This is a genomic window from Aeromonas sp. QDB62, from assembly GCF_027705695.1.
GTDB classification, from domain to species: domain Bacteria; phylum Pseudomonadota; class Gammaproteobacteria; order Enterobacterales; family Aeromonadaceae; genus Aeromonas; species Aeromonas allosaccharophila.
In genome coordinates this window covers 1-16899 of the sequence record NZ_JAPDCD010000012.1, presented here as the reverse complement: position 1 = coordinate 16899, position 16899 = coordinate 1, and the positions used below count along the sequence as shown (strand labels likewise).

Annotated in this window: 14 protein-coding genes and 1 pseudogene; 8 read left to right on the top strand and 7 right to left on the bottom strand. The window is 61.1% G+C overall.

Going from position 1 to position 16899, the window contains the following annotated elements:
- Positions 1-69: 69 nt before the first annotated feature.
- The 6 genes from truA (at position 70) to OKC27_RS07890 (ending at position 5379) form a co-directional block, all read left to right on the top strand.
- A complete protein-coding gene (truA, locus tag OKC27_RS07915) occupies positions 70-879 on the top strand; it encodes a tRNA pseudouridine(38-40) synthase TruA (RefSeq protein ID WP_167565119.1) in 810 nt (269 codons plus the stop codon).
- A gap of 119 nt (positions 880-998) precedes the next feature.
- Positions 999-1862 carry an acetyl-CoA carboxylase, carboxyltransferase subunit beta gene (gene accD / locus OKC27_RS07910; protein ID WP_042657645.1) on the top strand — a complete coding sequence of 288 codons (864 nt, stop codon included), beginning with the start codon at positions 999-1001 and terminating at the stop codon, positions 1860-1862.
- A 2-nt stretch (positions 1863-1864) separates the two neighbouring features.
- Positions 1865-3124, top strand: a complete 1260-nt coding sequence (gene folC, locus OKC27_RS07905; RefSeq protein ID WP_182939449.1) for a bifunctional tetrahydrofolate synthase/dihydrofolate synthase — start codon at positions 1865-1867, stop codon at positions 3122-3124.
- Between the two features lie 74 nt (positions 3125-3198).
- Positions 3199-3999, top strand: coding sequence for a cell division protein DedD (dedD, locus tag OKC27_RS07900; RefSeq protein WP_182939450.1), 801 nt, complete (start codon positions 3199-3201; stop codon positions 3997-3999).
- Positions 4000-4171: 172 nt separating this feature from the next.
- Positions 4172-4489, top strand: a complete 318-nt coding sequence (locus OKC27_RS07895; RefSeq protein ID WP_042657642.1) for a heavy metal-binding domain-containing protein — start codon at positions 4172-4174, stop codon at positions 4487-4489.
- 287 nt (positions 4490-4776) lie between these two features.
- A complete protein-coding gene (locus OKC27_RS07890; protein WP_182939451.1) occupies positions 4777-5379 on the top strand; it encodes a hypothetical protein in 603 nt (200 codons plus the stop codon).
- 114 nt (positions 5380-5493) lie between these two features.
- On the opposite strand, the gene cysG is transcribed toward OKC27_RS07890, so the two are convergent.
- The 5 genes from cysG to OKC27_RS07865 form a co-directional block, all read right to left on the bottom strand.
- Positions 5494-6885: a siroheme synthase CysG gene (cysG, locus tag OKC27_RS07885; protein WP_270806160.1), complete on the bottom strand. Its 1392-nt coding sequence runs from the start codon at positions 6883-6885 to the stop codon at positions 5494-5496.
- 196 nt (positions 6886-7081) lie between these two features.
- Entirely contained in the window at positions 7082-8092 is a 1011-nt protein-coding gene (asrC, locus tag OKC27_RS07880) for a sulfite reductase subunit C (protein ID WP_058051680.1), read from the bottom strand.
- Between the two features lie 11 nt (positions 8093-8103).
- Positions 8104-8943 (bottom strand): anaerobic sulfite reductase subunit AsrB, encoded by an 840-nt coding sequence (asrB, locus tag OKC27_RS07875; RefSeq protein ID WP_182939453.1) that lies wholly within the window; start codon positions 8941-8943, stop codon positions 8104-8106.
- A 1-nt stretch (position 8944) separates the two neighbouring features.
- Positions 8945-10003: an anaerobic sulfite reductase subunit AsrA gene (gene asrA / locus OKC27_RS07870; protein WP_270692845.1), complete on the bottom strand. Its 1059-nt coding sequence runs from the start codon at positions 10001-10003 to the stop codon at positions 8945-8947.
- Positions 10004-10195: 192 nt separating this feature from the next.
- Positions 10196-11038: a patatin-like phospholipase family protein gene (locus OKC27_RS07865; RefSeq protein ID WP_182939457.1), complete on the bottom strand. Its 843-nt coding sequence runs from the start codon at positions 11036-11038 to the stop codon at positions 10196-10198.
- Between the two features lie 269 nt (positions 11039-11307).
- On the opposite strand from OKC27_RS07865, the gene OKC27_RS07860 reads away from it, so the two are divergent.
- Entirely contained in the window at positions 11308-12324 is a 1017-nt protein-coding gene (locus OKC27_RS07860) for a S66 family peptidase (protein WP_182939458.1), read from the top strand.
- 64 nt (positions 12325-12388) lie between these two features.
- Here OKC27_RS07860 and OKC27_RS07855 read toward each other — a convergent pair whose 3' ends face one another.
- Complete coding sequence (locus OKC27_RS07855) at positions 12389-14644, bottom strand: LTA synthase family protein (protein ID WP_182939459.1); 2256 nt, start codon at positions 14642-14644, stop codon at positions 12389-12391.
- A 255-nt stretch (positions 14645-14899) separates the two neighbouring features.
- On the opposite strand from OKC27_RS07855, the gene OKC27_RS07850 reads away from it, so the two are divergent.
- Positions 14900-15985, top strand: coding sequence for a hypothetical protein (locus tag OKC27_RS07850; RefSeq protein ID WP_182939460.1), 1086 nt, complete (start codon positions 14900-14902; stop codon positions 15983-15985).
- 57 nt (positions 15986-16042) lie between these two features.
- Here OKC27_RS07850 and OKC27_RS07845 read toward each other — a convergent pair.
- Positions 16043-16899 (bottom strand): annotated as a pseudogene (locus OKC27_RS07845) (transposase); the annotation flags it as partial.

The following is a 16899-nucleotide window of genomic DNA, read 5'->3' as shown; positions in this document are numbered from 1 at the left end:
TTTCGGGCTGAGCGCGTATAATCCGCCCCGTTTCTTTCACTGCGTTTTCACAACAAGACAAGTTTATCCATGCGAATTGCCCTAGGTATTGAATATGACGGCAGCCGATATTTCGGCTGGCAGCGTCAGCGTGAAGTGATCAGCGTGCAGGCTGAACTGGAGACGGCTCTGAGCCGGATTGCCAACCACCCTGTCTCCATCCAGTGTGCCGGACGCACCGATGCCGGTGTCCATGCCACCGGCCAGGTGATCCACTTCGATACCGAGGCGAACCGCGCCGAGGGCGCCTGGACCCTGGGGCTCAATTCCAACCTGCCGCCGGATATCGCCGTGCGCTGGGTCAAGCCGGTGGACGAGAGCTTCCACGCCCGCTTCAGCGCCACCGCCCGTCGCTACCGCTATGTCATTTACAACCACAACTACCGGCCGGCGATCCTCGGCAGTGGCGTCAGTCACTATCACGAGACCATCGATGCCGAGCTGATGCACCAGGCGGGCCAGAGCCTGCTGGGGGAGCACGACTTCAGCACCTTCCGTGCCGTCGCCTGCCAATCCAACACCCCGTGGCGCAATGTGACTCATCTGTGCGTCAGCCGCTCCGGCCCCTACATCGTGCTCGACATCAAGGCCAACGCCTTCCTGCACCACATGGTACGCAACATCACCGGCTCCCTGCTGCTGGTGGGGCAGGGGCTCAAACCGGTGGAGTGGATTGCCGAGGTGCTGGCTGCCAAGGATCGCAATCTGGCCGGGCCGACCGCCAAGGCAGGTGGCCTCTATCTGGTCGACGTCGATTACCCGGCCGAGTTTGCTCTGCCGCAGTTGCCGCTCGGCCCACTGTGGCTGCCGGACTCGGCACCGGGTACGACCAGTTTTTAGTAACTGCGCCCGAAAAATTGTGGTTTAATGACCCGTCATTTGTTGCCATCGAGCTAGTAAGTCATTGAACAATCTAGGCTCGATGCGTTTTGTCAGGCACAAAAGCATTAAGGAATTCCATGAGCTGGCTTGAGAAGATTCTTCCCAAGAGCAAGATCACTGCGCCCCGTCGTCACAACATTCCGGAAGGGGTGTGGACCAAGTGCAGTGCTTGTGAACAGGTGCTCTACCGGGCAGAGTTGGAGCGCAACCTCGAAGTGTGCCCCAAGTGTGATCATCATATGCGTATCAGCGCCCGCGCCCGTCTCGAGAGCTTCCTCGATGAGCAGGGTCGTACCGAGATCGGTGCCGAGCTGGAGCCGCAGGATGTACTGAAATTCAAGGATTCCAAGCGCTACAAGGATCGTTTGTCCGCCGCCCAGAAAGATACGGCAGAGAAAGATGCGCTGGTGGTGATGAAAGGGACCCTCAAAGGGGTGCCGGTTGTCGCCTGTTCGTTCGAATTCTCCTTCATGGGTGGCTCCATGGCCTCTGTGGTCGGTGCCCGCTTCGTGCGCGCCGTTGAGGAGTGCATCAAGGAAGGTCGCGGTCTGGTCTGCTTCTCCGCCTCTGGTGGTGCTCGCATGCAGGAAGCGCTGTTCTCCCTGATGCAGATGGCCAAGACCAGTGCGGCGCTGGACAGACTCACCAAGGCGGGCCTGCCCTATATCTCCGTGCTGACCGACCCCACCATGGGTGGCGTCTCCGCCAGTCTGGCAATGCTGGGTGACATCAACGTGGGCGAGCCCAAGGCGCTGATCGGCTTTGCTGGCCCGCGTGTTATCGAGCAGACCGTACGCGAGAAGCTGCCTGAAGGCTTCCAGCGCTCCGAGTTCCTGCTGGAAAAGGGTGCCATCGATATCATCATCGATCGCCGCGAAATGCGTAACCGTCTGGCCAGCCTGCTCGCCAAAATGCTGAATACTCACGTCATCGAAGAGTGAAGATGAGTTCAAACATGCAACAATCCCAAAGCCGGTCGCTTGTCGACTGGCTTTCTTATTTGGAGCAGATCCACCCGGTCAATATCGACATGGGGCTGGATCGGGTCGGTGCTGTCGCCCGGCGTATGGGACTGACCCAACTGCCGTTCAAGGTGATCACGGTGGCGGGCACCAACGGCAAGGGCTCCAGCTGTGCCATGGCGGCCAGCATTCTGATGGCCGCAGGCTACCAAGTCGGTGTCTACTCCTCTCCCCATTTGCTGCGCTTTACCGAGCGGGTGCGGGTCAACGGGCAAGAGCTGCCCGATAGCGACCACTGCGCCGCCTTTGCCGAGGTGGACGCGGTCCGCGGCGAGATTGCCCTTACCTTCTTCGAGTTCGCCACCCTGGCCGGTTTGTGGATCTTCTGCCGCGCGGCGCCCGATGTGCTGCTGCTGGAAGTGGGGCTGGGCGGTCGACTCGACGCCACCAATGTGGTTGAGTCCGATGTGGCGATGATCACCTCCATCGCGCTGGATCACTGCGACTGGCTGGGTGATACCCGTGAAGCGGTAGCGGTGGAGAAGGCCGGGGTCTATCGCGCCGGTAAACCCGCCATCAGCGGGGAGCCCAATCCGCCTGCGACCATCGCCAGCGAAGCCGCGCGCATTGGTGCCAACCTGCGTCAGGTCGGTATCGATTTTCGTGGCGATGAGCACGAGAGCTGCTGGGATTATCACGGCCTCAACCAGTGGCGGGATCTGCCAAAACCGGCTCTGCCGCTGATGAATGCGGTGACCGTGCTGGCGGCGCTGGAGTCCCTCGGCTTGCCGCTGCCGGAGTCTGCCATTCGTGACGGGCTGGCCAATGCCCGACTGGCTGGCCGGATGCAGCAACTGCAAAGCGCGCCGCTGGTCATCGTCGATGTGGCCCACAACCCCCATTCGGCGGCCTATCTGGCGACCCAGCTGCGTAAAATGCCCTGCGCAGGCGTGCGCCGCGCCGTAGTCGGCATGCTCAAAGACAAGGACATGGCAGGATCGCTTGCCGAACTCGATGGTCTGATTGGCGACTGGTATCTGGCCAGCCTGACCGGCCCGCGCGCCGCCACCGCTGCGCAGCTGGCTGCCGCGCTGGGGGAGGGCAAGGGGCCTGCCAGGGCATTTGATGATGTCAGCGCCGCTTATCAGGCAGCGTTGGCCGCATCGAGTCCGGACGATATGGTCATTGTGTTTGGTTCGTTTTACACTGTCGCCGACATTCTGGCGGGTGTCGCCGTCTAGGCCACACCCCGGCTCCCCGGCCCTCGGGCGGGGAGCCAAATCGCATATTGAGTTACGTAAAGGTAGGATTCAACTTGGCCTCGAAGTTTCAAAACCGTCTGGTGGGCACCGTCATCCTGGTGGCCCTGGTTGTTATTTTCCTGCCGGACTTGCTGGATGGTCACAAGCTGGCGCAAAAGGAGGAGGCCTTTGCCAAGATCCCGCTGCGCCCCGAGCTGGAGCCAGCCAAACCTGCGCTGCAAGTCTCGGCGGCCAGCACCTTGCCTGCTGAGCATCTGGCCAGCCAGCAACAGGCCTCTGCGGCCCAGCAGTGGCAAGTGGAAGAGGTGGCTGATCCCATGACCCTTGCAGGTCAGGGCAACGGCGCGCAGCCGGCGACAACCCCTGCCGCACCGGCGCCGAGCCAGCCGCAACAGAATGCCCAACCCAAGCCACAGTCCAAGCCGGAAGTGGTGGCCAAAAAACCGGTCGAACCGCCAAAGCCTGCACCCAAGCCGACGCCAGCCAAACCGGTTGAAGTGGCCAAGGCACCTGCGCCAGCCAAAGCGCAGGCGGGTCAGATCAAGTCCCTCGACGATCTGATTGAAAGCAAGATGACCCAGCCGACCACACCCGCGCCCGCTGCCGCGCCGGCACAGGGTAGCTGGATCCTCCAGCTTGGTGCCTTCAAGAACGTCGACAGCGTTAACGCGCTGGTGAGCAAGCTGCGGGCGGCGGGCTACTCTGCCCACACCTCGCCGCGCACACCGGTGCAGGGTCAGCTCAACCGGGTCTTTATCGGGCCGGATGTCTCCAAGGCCAAGCTGCAGGGGATGCAGGGGCGGATCTCCCAGATGACCGGCCTCAGTGGCTCGGTGGTCTCATACAATCCGTGATGGTCTGGCCGCCGGCCATGACGTTTCGATAGCAACACCGCGCCCCGTGCGCGGTGTTTTTTTATCTGGTCGTCGTGATTTTTAAGGACGGCGTAGTACAGGCCACCACCCGGTTGGGATTTGCGGGCAGTTGGGGTAGTCTGAGCCCTTCTGCTACTCACAGGAGTTCAAGATGATCCTCTCGACGACCCCCACGCTGGAAGGCAAAACCATTCGTGAATACCGCGGCATCGTGGTGGGCGAAGCCATCCTTGGCGCCAACATTTTCAAGGATCTCTTTGCTGGGATCCGCGACATCATCGGTGGCCGCTCCGGCGCCTATGAAAAAGAGCTGGCCCGTGCCCGCGAGATCGCTTTCGATGAGTTGAAAGAGCGTGCCGCCGCCCTGGGTGCCAATGCGGTGGTTGGCATCGATATCGACTACGAGGTGGTGGGGCAAAACGGCAGCATGCTGATGGTCAGTATCAGCGGCACCGCCGTGGTGTTCTGATATCCTGCCGCCAGCTGTTCGGGCCAAAGCCGATAACCGGGTTATCGGCTTTTTTGTGCCAGGCAGTGGGTAACGAGGCGTGAACGGGGTGTTGAGCCCATGCCATTAATGAGTCTAAGTTGATGATTTCAAACTTTTATATTTTTTCATAACCCGATGGGGCGGGTTTTATTTTTTTTAACTGGGCCCCCCTGATTCGCCGGACTAGAGTGGCAGCCATCAGGACGACACCTCATCACGGATGACCCCATTTTGCATGAATCACTCTTTCTTGAAGGCGTATCAAGATGCACAAAAAATCTGCTCTGTTGACTGTTATCACGCTGGCCATCGCCGCTTATGCCGGTAGTGCCGTCGCGGCCGTTCCCAACTTTACCGCCAGCTGCCCGATGAATATTCAGGTCAAGGCGCAAGGGGGCAATGTCTTTATCAATGGCAAGAAGGCCACGCTGAAAACCGATGCGCCGACCGCCTATACCGCCCAGAGCGGCAAGATCATGATCGGCATCACCTCTGACTCCGCGACCAGCGAGCCCAGCGTCGATTACGCCATCAAGCATGACAAGCGAGCCAACGGCATCTGTACGGTCAGCGCCTGGTCTGCTGGCAAGGCGGCTGCGCTGCCGATGGCTAAAGGGGATTCCCCTTATCAAGGCAAGTGGACCGCCAAAAATAGCGAGACCGGTGCCACCGTGGCCAACATTCAGGTGGATGGCAAGGAGCAGGTGTGGGTCAACGGGGGCAAGGTGAAGGCCAAGCGGGCCGATGGTGCGCTGCAGTTTCGTCAGGGCACCATTCTCTACACCCTGCAGGGGGATCCGCGCATTCGTTATGAGAGCGGCTGGAATGACAGCGATGCCCAGAACACCGGCCCCATCACGCTGGAGTAACGGGCGCGTGGTTTAGCGCTGATCCTGTTGATGAAAAAAGCAGACACCGGTTGCACGGTGTCTGCTTTTTGTCTCTGGAGGGCATTATCTCGCCCCTTGGGCGCATCTGCCGGATCAGACCCCGGTGAGGGTGTTGGCCTCCCCATACCAGTCCAACTTGTCGGCGAGGGTCACCACAGAGCCGATGATGATCAGGCTCGGGCTCTTCACCTGACGAGCCAGTGCGGCCAGCTGTTGCAGCTCGCCGCGTACCACTCGTTGACTCAGCTGGGTGCCTTGCTCTACCAGCGCCACCGGGGTGTGGCCGGGCATACCGTGGGTTTGCAGCTCATCCTGAATGCGAGCGGCGTGGGCTAGACCCATGTAGAACACCAGAGTCTGGTGAGGCGCGGCCAGCGCCGACCACTCCTGGGCGATATTGCCCTCCTTGTCGTGCCCGGTGATGAACTGCACTCGCTGGGCATGGTCGCGGTGGGTGAGGGGAATGCCGCTGTAGGCGGCGCAACCCGAGGCCGCGGTGATGCCCGGCACTACCGAGAAGGGGATGCCTGCCTCGGCCAAAGTCTCCAGCTCCTCGCCGCCCCGGCCAAAGATAAAGGGATCGCCCCCCTTGAGCCGTACCACCTGTTTGCCTAGGCGAGCCTGCTCCAGCAACAGCTGGTTGATCGCCTGCTGGGGCACACAGTTGCGGCCCGCCTCCTTGCCAACAAAGATCCGCTCGGCATCCCGGCGAACAAGTGCCAGCACCTCCTGCGAGACCAGCCGGTCATAGACCACCACATCTGCCTGTTGCAGCTGCTGCAGACCGCTTAGGGTAAGCAGCCCCGCATCGCCGGGGCCAGCCCCCACCAGGGTGACGCTCCCTTTGCTCTGCAGCGGCTCGTTGAGCAGCTCGGCGACGCTCTGTTCGGCTGCCTGCTGTTGGCCGCGCGCCAGCTGGAGGGCGAGGCGATCGTGGCTAAAGAGCCGTTCCCAGAAGCGGCGGCGGGCCAGCTTGTCCGGTATGGCCTTTACTCGCTCGCGCAGGCGTCCGGCCAGCGCCGCGAGCTGGCCGAGGTGTTGCGGCAGCATGGCTTCGATTTTCTCCCGCAGTTGGCGGCTCAGTACCGGCGCCGAACCTGCGCTGGAGATGGCCACCATCAGCGGCGAGCGGTCGATGATGGCTGGCATGATGGCGCTGCAGTGGGCGGGTGAGTCCACTACGTTGCAGAAGATTTGGCGCAGATTCGCTTCGCTGAAGACCTGATGATTGACCTCTGGATTGTCAGTGGCGGCGATAACCAGCCACTTGCCATCGAGCAGCTCGGGGTGAAAATCTGCAGCGCAGACGGTCAGGCGACCCTGCTCGGCCCAGCTCATCAGCTGGGGTTCGAGATGCGGGGCATTGATGGTGATCTTCGCCTTGGCATCGAGCAGCAGGCGCGCCTTGCGCACCGCCACCTCACCGCCGCCAACGATAAGCACCGGCTTGTTTTGCAGCTGACAAAAGAGAGGGAGAAAGTCCATAACAGGCTCCGGATGCAGGCCCGCTCGCAATGCCGCGTCGGGCGAGGTAGCAGGGCGCGCCGTGACGCACCCCGGATGGTCGGGGGAACGGTCCCCCGACGGGAATAAAAAAGGGGAAGGGTGATCGACGCCCGGGCCAACGACAGATCCCCACCGGTGTCGGCCACTTGATCACGCTTCCCCAAACGAGGTTTTTCTATTGCACCGCTTTGACGTGCATGTTGGCGACGTACTGATCTTCGGCCCAGAAGATGCGGTCAGCGACCATGGCTTCCGGATTGAGGGTGACGCCGCGCAGCACCCGCTCCTTGAACTTGTGATAACCGGCTCGGTCGATAAGGTGACCCATGTGCAGGTAGATGGGCTTGCCATCCAGCATCTCGGCCTCGAACTCGAACAGGTTCTTGATCACCGCGTGCAGCACCTCTTCGGTGACCCAGTTGAGGAACAGCTTGCCGGTACGAGGGGTCTTCTTGCTGGTGCGTCCCCCCAGCTTGACCATATAGAGCTGCTTGGGATCCCGCTGCCAGGCCAGGGTCGGGCAGGCCAGCACGCACTCGCCACAGCCGATGCACTTGCTCTCCTCCTTGACTGCCTTGCCATGCTTGATGGCGAGGCAATCTACCGCGTGGTGGCTGCACGCCTTGACGCAGGCGCCGCAGCCGATACAGCGCTCGGCATTGAAGTGGATTTTGGCGATGCCGAGGATGCCGAAGTCGGCCATGTTGGCCTTGGCGCAGTCGTTGGGGCAGCCAGCGATCACCATCTTGAGGTGGTAGGGGTTGGGGTAGAGGTGTTTCTCCATCCGCTGGGCCAGCCCGGTACAGTCGATATTGCCCTTCTGGCAGATGGTGTTGCCCTGACAGGCGACGATGTTGCGCCCGCCGATGGTCTGGTAACCGGCGCGGGTGTCCTCTACCTCGATGCCGCAGGTCTCAACCTCGATCTCCTTGATAAAGGGCTCGAGGGCGGCGTTGACCTTGTCCATGTCCTGATACTTGATGCCGGGCATCGCCAGCTTCTGGCGGGTGGTGAGGTGGATCAGGCCGTTGCCGTACTGTTCGGCGATCTGCTGGGCCACCGCCAGCAGGTGGGCGGGCATGATCCCGCCTGGAATGCGTACGCTGATCATCGCTTCGCCGCGCACCTTGGAGAGGCGGTATTCGTTCTTGGCGCGGGCCTTGATGATGTCGATATCGAGACTCATGGTGTTCTCCCTCAGTCGATCAGATGCTGGGCCTGGTCAAAACGAAAGACCGGTCCATCCACGCAGATATAGGTGTCGCCCATCCGGCAGTGGCCACACTTGCCCACGGCGCAAGCCATGCGGCGTTCGTAGTCGACCCAGATGCGATCCTTGGGGATGCCCCGCTCGAGGAAGGCGAGTACCACGAAGCGGATCATGATGGGGGGGCCGACCACGATCACCTGGATATCCTCCTTGTCAGCGAGATCCAGTTGGTCGATGTAGTCAGTGACCCGGCCAATGCGAAACTGCTCGCTCTCCTTGCCCTCATCCAGGGTGACGATGAGGTTCTGCTGCTCGGCCCAGAGCGGCATCTCGTGGCGATAGAGCACCGCCTGCTCGTTCTTGAAGCCGAGGATCATGTCGAGGGACTTCACTTCTTCCGGATGTTTGCTGAAGCGGCGCAGCAGCCCCTTGACCGGGGCGACGCCGGTGCCGCCCGCCACCACGATGAGGTGCTGGTCGCGGTAGGCCTCCAGCGGATAGCCGTTGCCATGGACGCCGCGCATCCACACCTTGTCGCCCACATCGAGGGCAAACAGCGCATCGGTTACCTTGCCGACTTTGCGGATCAACAGATCCACATAGCCATCGCCATAGTCGGAGACCGAGATGGGCGCTTCGCCGACGGTAGGCAGGGAGATCTCCACAAACTGGCCGTAGTGGACATCAAAATCGCGTGATACCCGAAAGTTCCACTCAAGCTCGGTGTGACGCTCGATGGCCAGAATGGTGTAGGCCTTGGGCAGCAGACGGTTTTCGACCACGTTCTGCTGTTGTTCTGCTGTTGCGGTTTGCTGGCACTGGCACATATCAGTTCGCCCCCTGCGCGTGGTCGGCTGCGATGGTCTGTTCGACCACATCGGTCATCTTGTTGATGATGTTGCTAAAGGAGATGTAGTGAGGGCAGCGATCGTCGCAGCGGCCGCAGCCGACGCACATGTGCTCCTCTCCCTGACGGGCCTTGTAGTCGTTGACCTTGTGCAGGGCGCGATAACGCAGGCGCTCGCCATGTTTGGCGCGAAAACCGTGGCCACCGGCCATGTCGCTGAAGCCATCCACCATGCAACTGGCCCACTGGCGACGGCGTTCACCCTGCTTGGGATTCTCTGCATAGGTGAGGTCGTGCACGCTGTAGCAGCTGCAGGTCGGGCAGGAGGTGGTGCAGCGGCCGCACCCGATGCAGCGGCTGTCGTACTCGGCCCAGACCGGGTGAGCTGTGAGGATCTGGCGGATCCGCTGGGGGTCGTCACAGACGCTGTCCGGGGGGCGTACCTTGACCGGGTTGCTCTGGACAAACTCCGGGGTGAAGTCATCGGATTCGCCCAGCTCGGCAAAGTAGCCGAGCAGCTCGGGATCCTTGACCTCGATACGGGCACCCTCATCACTCAGACGAATAGCAGCGGCGTAGTCTCGGGTCTCGTTGCTCCCCATGGAGACGCAGAAGCAGTTCTCGAAGCTCTCGCGGCACTCCAGCAGCACCAGCTTGAGCTTGCTGCGCAGTCTGGCGTAGTAGACGTCGCTGTTCTGGCCGTTCTTGAGATAGACCTGATCCAGTCGGCGCAGGGCGTGGATATCGCAGCTGCGCAAGAACAGCAGGGTGGGCTTGGCCTCCACCTTGGATTCGCGCAGCTCCAGATTGTCGAAGTGGAACAGGGTCTGGGTGATGGGGAGCACCACCTCTTTCGGGGAGAAGTGGGACTTCTCCTGCCACACCAGCTCGGCCGGATGGCGGATGCTGTGGTAGGTGACGTTGTCGGTGTCGGAGAAGCGGCCGCCCCGATATTCGGCCGCGGGCGCCATGATCCGGTAATCGGGCAGCAGCCGCTCGAACAGCTGCGCCAGCGCGGGATGGGTGAGAAGAAACGACATAAATAAACACCTTGTATGAGGGTGAGATGCCCTGGCATAGGGATGAGGGGCTGGCTGCTCAGAGTGTCTGGCACCGGTTCTGGCCGCGCTTGCCTCGCCACGGTCTGTTTTTATGACTCATGTTGCTCAACTGACCCGATTGTTATTGTGTTGGCGGCGCGTGCGTCGCGGCAGGTCGGGTCATGCCTGTCATCAATTGAGCAGGGCGGCCTGATAGCCAGCGCACTTGCCCATCACGTATCCCATCTCCAGCTTGTTGATATCGCGGGTAAAACGGGACACGGGGAAGTAGTCGGCCGGGGCGATCACCTCGATCTGGCAGTCAGCCGGCGGATTGGCGATAAAATCGAGCGCCTCGTTGTAGCTGCGATCCCGCTGCTCCAGCGCATAGGCCAGCGCGGGGCGGGTCTTGAGCAGGGTGCGGATCATCCAGGGGAACGGCATCGGTTTGAGCCGGTAGCCGAGCGGCTCGGAGAGGATCACCGTCATATGACGGGCACCGCGGCGGTAGGCCTCGATCACCGGGATGGAGTCGGCGACGCCGCCATCTGTCATCGGTACCCCATGGACCTCCGGGTATTCGTGGGAGGCGAGGGGAATGGCGCAGCTGGCGGGCAGCACCTCGTTCATGTTCTCCGGCTTGACCCGGATGTACTCCGCCTTGCCGGTCAGGGTATTGGTCACCACCGCATAAAAGGGGATGCCGGTCTCGCGATAGCGATGGATATCGAGGGGGTATTTGCGGCAGCTGGTGTTCCACAGCCAGTGGATATCCACCAGATTGCCCCCCTTGGCAAAGCGCAGGGGATCCATAAACTGCTGGCTGCACGCCAGCTCGGTCAGGATGTCGTGGCTGCGGCCATGCTGGCTGGCGAGGTAGGCCAAGAGGTTGGTGGCCCCTGCCGAGACGCCGATGGCGAAGTCAAAGGGGCGATAGTCATGCTCGATAAACGCATCCAGCACACCGCTGGCAAAGATGCCACGCATGGCACCGCCTTCTACAACCAATGCGCTGGGGGATGCGGTTCTATTCATGACAAGCACCTCATTGATAAGTGAGAGATAAAAGATAAGTGGGGGAGAAACGTCCGGGCTGTCAGACCGACCGCTTTGATAGCCAACCGGGGTTGGCCATCGCAATGAGGTCATTCTAGGAAGGGGATAGCGTTTAGAATATCTGTTAATAATGAATCAAGTGTTTGGTATTTCTAAACGCTAACGATAAAACCCGTTGTGATCAAAGGGGTTATGTAAGAGTCTCAAAGATTCTGTAATGGCTGGATGTTGGCAAGGATGCGCGTGTCATGACGTTATTGGTTCCCCCGCTGCTCAAACGTGGCGATACCATCGCTTTTTTCTCCCCCTCCAGCGCGGCGACCGCCTGGGCCCCCAACCGTTTTGCCCGCGCCAGGGCGTTTCTTGAGGGGAAGGGCTTCCGGCTCAAGGCGGGCAGCCTGACTGGCCAGCAGGATCACTGGCGATCCGGCTCCATCGCCGCGCGGGCCGAAGAGCTCAACGCCCTTATTCGCGACCCGCAAGTGCGCTGCATCATGTCGGTGATTGGCGGCAGCAACTCCAACTCCCTGCTGCCCTACCTCGATTTCGAGGCGCTGAGGCGCGATCCCAAAATCATCGTTGGCTACTCCGATGTGACGGCGCTGCTGCTCGGCATCCATGCCCAAACTGGCCTGGTTACTTTTTATGGCCCGGCGCTGGTGGCCTCCTTTGGCGAGTTACCGCCGCTGGTGGACGAGACGCTGGCAAGTTTTTTACAGATTGTGCTGGCTGATGAAGCTGGCGTCCCCTGCACGCTGCCTACCCCCGCGCACTCGAGCGATGAGCGACTGGATTGGGAAAACCAGACCCGGGCCAAGCTCTGCCAGCCCAACCGACTGATCTCGGTGGGGACAGGGCGGGTAGAGGGACGGCTGATCGGCGGCAACCTCAACACCATGGCGGGGATCTGGGGTTCCCCCTATATGCCCGCCATCGAGCGCGGTGACATTCTGTTGCTGGAGGACAGCCTGAAATCTGCCGAGACGCTGGAGCGATCCTTCGCCCATCTCAAGCTGTGTGGCGTCTTTGATCGGATCGGCGGCCTTATTCTCGGCAAACACGAGTTGTTCAACGATCAGGGTAGCGGCAAGCGCCCGCTCGATATCCTGCTGGAGGTGGTGGGGGAGCTGAACTTCCCCATTCTGGCGGAGTTTGATTGTGCCCATACCCACCCCATGCTGACGCTGCCGCTGGGCATCGAGGTGGCGCTCGATCTCGACCGTCAGCAGCTCACCTTGCTGCAGCCCTGGTGGCGAGCAGAATGAGTGCTAAATGAATGTCAAAAAACAAGGCCGCTGATGCGGCCTTGTCTGTTTTTGTGGGGTGGGATCAGGGCAGGGCATCGGGCCGGAAGCTGGCGCGGATCTGCGGCACCAGGCTCGATGGGTCGAACCCTTTTTCTTCCCCCAGCACCGGATGGAGCAGAGGTTTGTCCTCGATGGGGGTGATATCCCCCGCCAGCAGCTGACGAGTGGCCTGACCCATCTGGTAGAGCTGGCGCACTGGCGCAAACTGGGTTGCCAGATTGAGGGGATCATCGGCGCGGGCAAAGGCCATCATGGGGATCTGGTAGGTGGCATCGCGCGCCGGTTTGTCGCCGTGAATACCCTTGCCGGCGGACATCAAAAATGGCTGGTGATCGCCAAAGGCCACCACCAGATAGCGTTTGCCCGACTGGTCGAGGGTCTTGAGCAGCCGCTCCAGCGAGGCCATGGCATCCACCACCCCGGTGTAGTAGGTGTTGAGCAGCTGGGTGTCGCTCTCGCTCTGGTTCGGGCAGGCGCCGCTGCGCTCCTGCCCCTGATAGCGGGGGCCATCGAAGGGGCCGTGCCCCTGCATGGTGACCGCGTAGGCAAACAGCGGCTGGCTATCCTGCTCGCTGCGCTTGAGCATATGGTCGATCAGCGCATCGTCGGAAATATAGAGTCCCTTGTGCTCTAGGGTGGTGAAGCGGGTATCGAACCAGCGCTCCTCGTAGCCGAGCGCCGGGATCGCCTTGGCGCGGCCCCAGAATTTTTCCACATAGGGGTGGGCGAACAGCGTCTTATAGCCGCTCTGTCTGGCGCTCTGGGCCAGCCCCGGCACCTGCTCCGAGAGGTAGTAGTAGGGCACCACACCCTGCTTGAGCAAGCCCACCGGCAGGCCGGTGTTCATCTCGAACTCCGCCAGCACCGTCATGCCGCCGGTGGTGGGGGAGTGGATGGTCTTGTGCCACTGCTGCACGCTGGCAGGCAGGGAGAGAGTAGGGGCCGGGGCGCAGATCCGCCCCTTCCAGTCGAGCCAGAGCGACTCATATTGCAGCACGATCACCAGATCCCAGCGCGGCGCAATGCCTTGGGGCGGATGGCTCAGCTGCGGGGTCAGCTCGTTGATCTGCAAGGGGTAGCGAAACACGCTGCCGCTTTGCAGCATCTCGTCCACCAGATTGAACAGATAGAGGCCGGGGCCGGAGCGGATGATGTCCCTGTGGTAGTTGACCGCGCGGTCCACGTAACGAATGTTGGCCCCCAGCAGCTTGTTGCCTGTCTGGGTGGCAAACACGCACAGCGCAAAGAAGGCGACGGTGGCGGCGGCAGTGCGTAACACCCAGCGTGACAGGGCGAAGCGCCAGCAGAGAAAAAGAGCCAGCAAGAGGGTGAAGATGGGCAGGATGGGATGTTGATCGAGCAGGATCCGCAGTAGCGCCAGCAGGTTGCCAAAATCATCCCCGCCGAGCGGCACGCCGTAGATGGCGATCTTCATAAAGTTGGCGAGCAGACCTATGCCCGAAAGCGCGGTAAAGACCAGCCCCATATAGAGGTTGAAGCCCGCCAGCGCGCAGAGGCTCCAGCCCAGCACCATGCTGCCCCAGGCGAGGTAGTAGTGCTCCGGCCGAAAGCCTGACCAGAGCAGAAACTCCCCCAGCTTGAACACCACGAAGCCGTGCAGCAGCACGAAGGTGAGGTTGCCGAGCAGCAGGCTGCCGATGATCCGCCAGCGCAGGCTGCGGCGCAGCTTGGGCAGCACAGTTTTGAGCACGGCGGCGCTCAGGGCCAGCACCAGAGTCAGGCTCACCACCAGATAGGTGAGGTTGAAGCCCTGCTCCGGCAGGGTTTGCAGGATCTGGCTGAAATCGCCGCTCTCGGGGCGATCCTTGAGTAGCAGGCCGATGCGCAGCTGATAGCGGCTGGCCAGCGCGTCGTCCGGGGCGCGCAGGGTGCTGTTGAGATCCAATGAGCAGCGGTTATTGCGGCAAACCTGACGTTTATCCACCGCCTGACTCAGCTCGTCGATCCGCTCTCCCTTGTCGTTGAGCAGCTCCACCCGTACCTTGTCCCCCGCTTGCAGCGGCCCTCGCAACTGCCACTGGCTGCGCACCACCAGATAGAGGCCGCGGCTGTCGCTTTTATAGAGCAGGGCGTGGCGGGTGAGGGTCGCCAGCGGATTGTCGGCGGGACCCAGCACCAGCGGCTGGGCACGGCCCAGCCAGCTGCCGGGATTGATCAGCGGCAATAACAGCGTCAGCAGCAGCAATCCGCCCAGCAGGGCCAGCAGCCCAGAGGGCAGACTCAGGACGCGGTGGCGGCCTGAGGAGGGGCGATTCATATAAGCTCATCCTTTGAGCGAGTGAGGGAGAGATCGTTCATCCGCATAGAGTTTGACCCGATGGTGCGGGCCTTGTTCCGGGTTGTCAATTTAATGACCACTCAATGAATATTTGGTTACAGTTCAACCTTGCAAATTGTGATCCCGATCGAGGGGTTGCACGGAATATGTGATGAAAGCGTCATCATGGGGTTTTGCCGCTGGCCTGGGAGAAAGGCGCTGTTTAGTCTCTCAATAGCGACAGGAGGTACATGTATGAATCCTAAGGTGATGGCGCGCCAGGCCAGATTGCTGCGCATGCTGGAGAGCAAGGAAGAGATCCGGATCGGACGCGAGCGTGACTGCCCGTTGCCGCTGGCACAGCTGGTCAAACTGAAGGATACCCATCCGGCGGTGATCAAGGTCTATCGTCACGGTCTCACCGCCGAGGTGTTTCACCTCAAGGTGGAAGGGCACCACTGGTGCCTCAAGCGGCGGCGTCAGGATTCGCTGGTGGCCAACCTCGATGGCAAGACCGCCTTTCTGACCGAACTGGAGCGGCGGCGCGAAATCGAGGCGCTGCGCGAGCTGCATCCCACCATCCTCTCCCATGTGGTCTGCACCAGCTTTGGCTCGGCGCGGGCCGGAGTGCTGGTCTCCCCCTGGTTGCGGGGCGTGCCGGTGCATCAGCTCAACGAACGTAATCTGGCCCAGATGCTGGAGGTGCAGGGGGAGCTGGCCCGCTGGGGCTGGTTTGACTGGGACCCGAGCCCGGGCAACCTGCTCGATGACGGCGAGCAGATCAGCGTGTTCGATTTTGGCTATATGTGGACCTTCGATCCCCGCTTTGAATACAACTCCAACGGTCTGGTCGACCCGCAGTTCCATGTGCCGGAGCGGCTGGAGACCCGCACCCTGTCAGGGCTCTGGCTCGATGAGGCCGATCCCTTGCCGCAATTTCGCTACTGGCGCGAGCTTTGTCTGAAATGGGTGAAACGGGAGATCCATCACCTGATCCGTGAAGGGGCCAGTGCGCCAGTGCTGGCCCGCTTGCATGCCTTGCAGGGGGAGTGGAGCGCCGCACTGGCGAGCGACGAGGCGCTGGTCGCCAGCTGGTGGCGGGACATGTATCGCAGCCACCGGCTCGATGTGGCCGATGATCTGAGCGGCCAAAGCTGCGGCCCGCTCACCCTGCGCCGTCTCGACTGGCTGATGCAGGCGGTGACGGATCACTATCCGCTGCTGGTGGACAATCTCTCGCCTCAGGAGACGGAACTGGGCCAGAGCGGACTGCTTGCCCGCTTGCAGCAACTGCGCCGCGAAGCCGTGGCCTGCCAGTTGCCCGCCACCAGCTTTACCTGAGCCAATACGTCAGTGATACACAAATAAACAGGGCTCCTTGTGGGTAATGCCAGTCAGTTAAGCCTGACTGGCATTGTTTTTATTGGCTTTTTTCACACTATACCTCTGTGGCCTTGGCTTCACGCAGCGGGGGTAACCTCGCTCCCTTCGTTCTGGCAATACAAACTGTCCCGCCTGTTTCTCCAGCTCAGCTACCCGCTTCGGGATAGTCCCCGGCGACATGTACAGCATGCAGCTCAGTTCATGAATGAGATAGACCGACGCCATGTGAAAACTCAGCTGGCTAGCCAAGTCTCCCTTGAGACTCGCGGCCATCTTCACCATCTGGCTGCGCAGGGTCAGTCGGTGTTGTTGCAGGTTGTGTTTCATCTCCCGATAGCCCAGATCTATATTTCCCAGCGATGGTTGTAGAGCTCGACGATGTCAGTCCCAGGGAAACGCATCGGGTCGACCATCGAGGTCAACACTTGGTGCTCCTTGCCGTTGATAGTACGAGTCAGCAAGCGGGCTTCTATCGTTTCGGGCAACAGCGGCCACTTCTTTGCGCCCCCGCGTTGAGTGGCAGCAGCCAGTGCCGCTCGTTGCCGGTGGTTTGCCTGGCGTGTGGTCGATAAGCTTCTCCGCCAGCACAATCTCGTTGACGGCGCAGCTATCCATGACGGTTTGAACAAGCTGGTGGCTGGTTAGCTCCATCTGACAAAGTATGCGAACCTGCGGATAGGCGGTCTCGCCTGCTGGGTACCGGACTTGGCAAAGGCGGCAGAGTTGTCCGGGGGATCGGGCGTGCGCCACATCACTCTATCGACGGCAAGCAGCTGCAGCTTGGCCCAACCGGGGTGATTAGACCATATATGGACGCCCCCGGGTTGTGCAAGAACTGAACTGATACGGTTTGCGACCATATATCCGGCGTT

Excerpts from the sequence above, each read along its gene's own strand:
- OKC27_RS07895 (WP_042657642.1), top strand. The coding sequence starts at position 4,172 with ATGATCCTCTCGACGACCCCCACGCTGGAAGGCAAAACCATTCGTGAA.
- cysG (WP_270806160.1), bottom strand. The coding sequence starts at position 6,885 with ATGGACTTTCTCCCTCTCTTTTGTCAGCTGCAAAACAAGCCGGTGCTT.
- asrA (WP_270692845.1), bottom strand. The coding sequence starts at position 10,003 with ATGTCGTTTCTTCTCACCCATCCCGCGCTGGCGCAGCTGTTCGAGCGG.
- OKC27_RS07865 (WP_182939457.1), bottom strand. The coding sequence starts at position 11,038 with ATGAATAGAACCGCATCCCCCAGCGCATTGGTTGTAGAAGGCGGTGCC.
- asrC (WP_058051680.1), bottom strand. The coding sequence starts at position 8,092 with ATGAGTCTCGATATCGACATCATCAAGGCCCGCGCCAAGAACGAATAC.
- asrB (WP_182939453.1), bottom strand. The coding sequence starts at position 8,943 with ATGTGCCAGTGCCAGCAAACCGCAACAGCAGAACAACAGCAGAACGTG.
- truA (WP_167565119.1), top strand. The coding sequence starts at position 70 with ATGCGAATTGCCCTAGGTATTGAATATGACGGCAGCCGATATTTCGGC.
- OKC27_RS07860 (WP_182939458.1), top strand. The coding sequence starts at position 11,308 with ATGACGTTATTGGTTCCCCCGCTGCTCAAACGTGGCGATACCATCGCT.
- OKC27_RS07890 (WP_182939451.1), top strand. The coding sequence starts at position 4,777 with ATGCACAAAAAATCTGCTCTGTTGACTGTTATCACGCTGGCCATCGCC.
- accD (WP_042657645.1), top strand. The coding sequence starts at position 999 with ATGAGCTGGCTTGAGAAGATTCTTCCCAAGAGCAAGATCACTGCGCCC.
- OKC27_RS07855 (WP_182939459.1), bottom strand. The coding sequence starts at position 14,644 with ATGAATCGCCCCTCCTCAGGCCGCCACCGCGTCCTGAGTCTGCCCTCT.
- OKC27_RS07850 (WP_182939460.1), top strand. The coding sequence starts at position 14,900 with ATGAATCCTAAGGTGATGGCGCGCCAGGCCAGATTGCTGCGCATGCTG.
- folC (WP_182939449.1), top strand. The coding sequence starts at position 1,865 with ATGAGTTCAAACATGCAACAATCCCAAAGCCGGTCGCTTGTCGACTGG.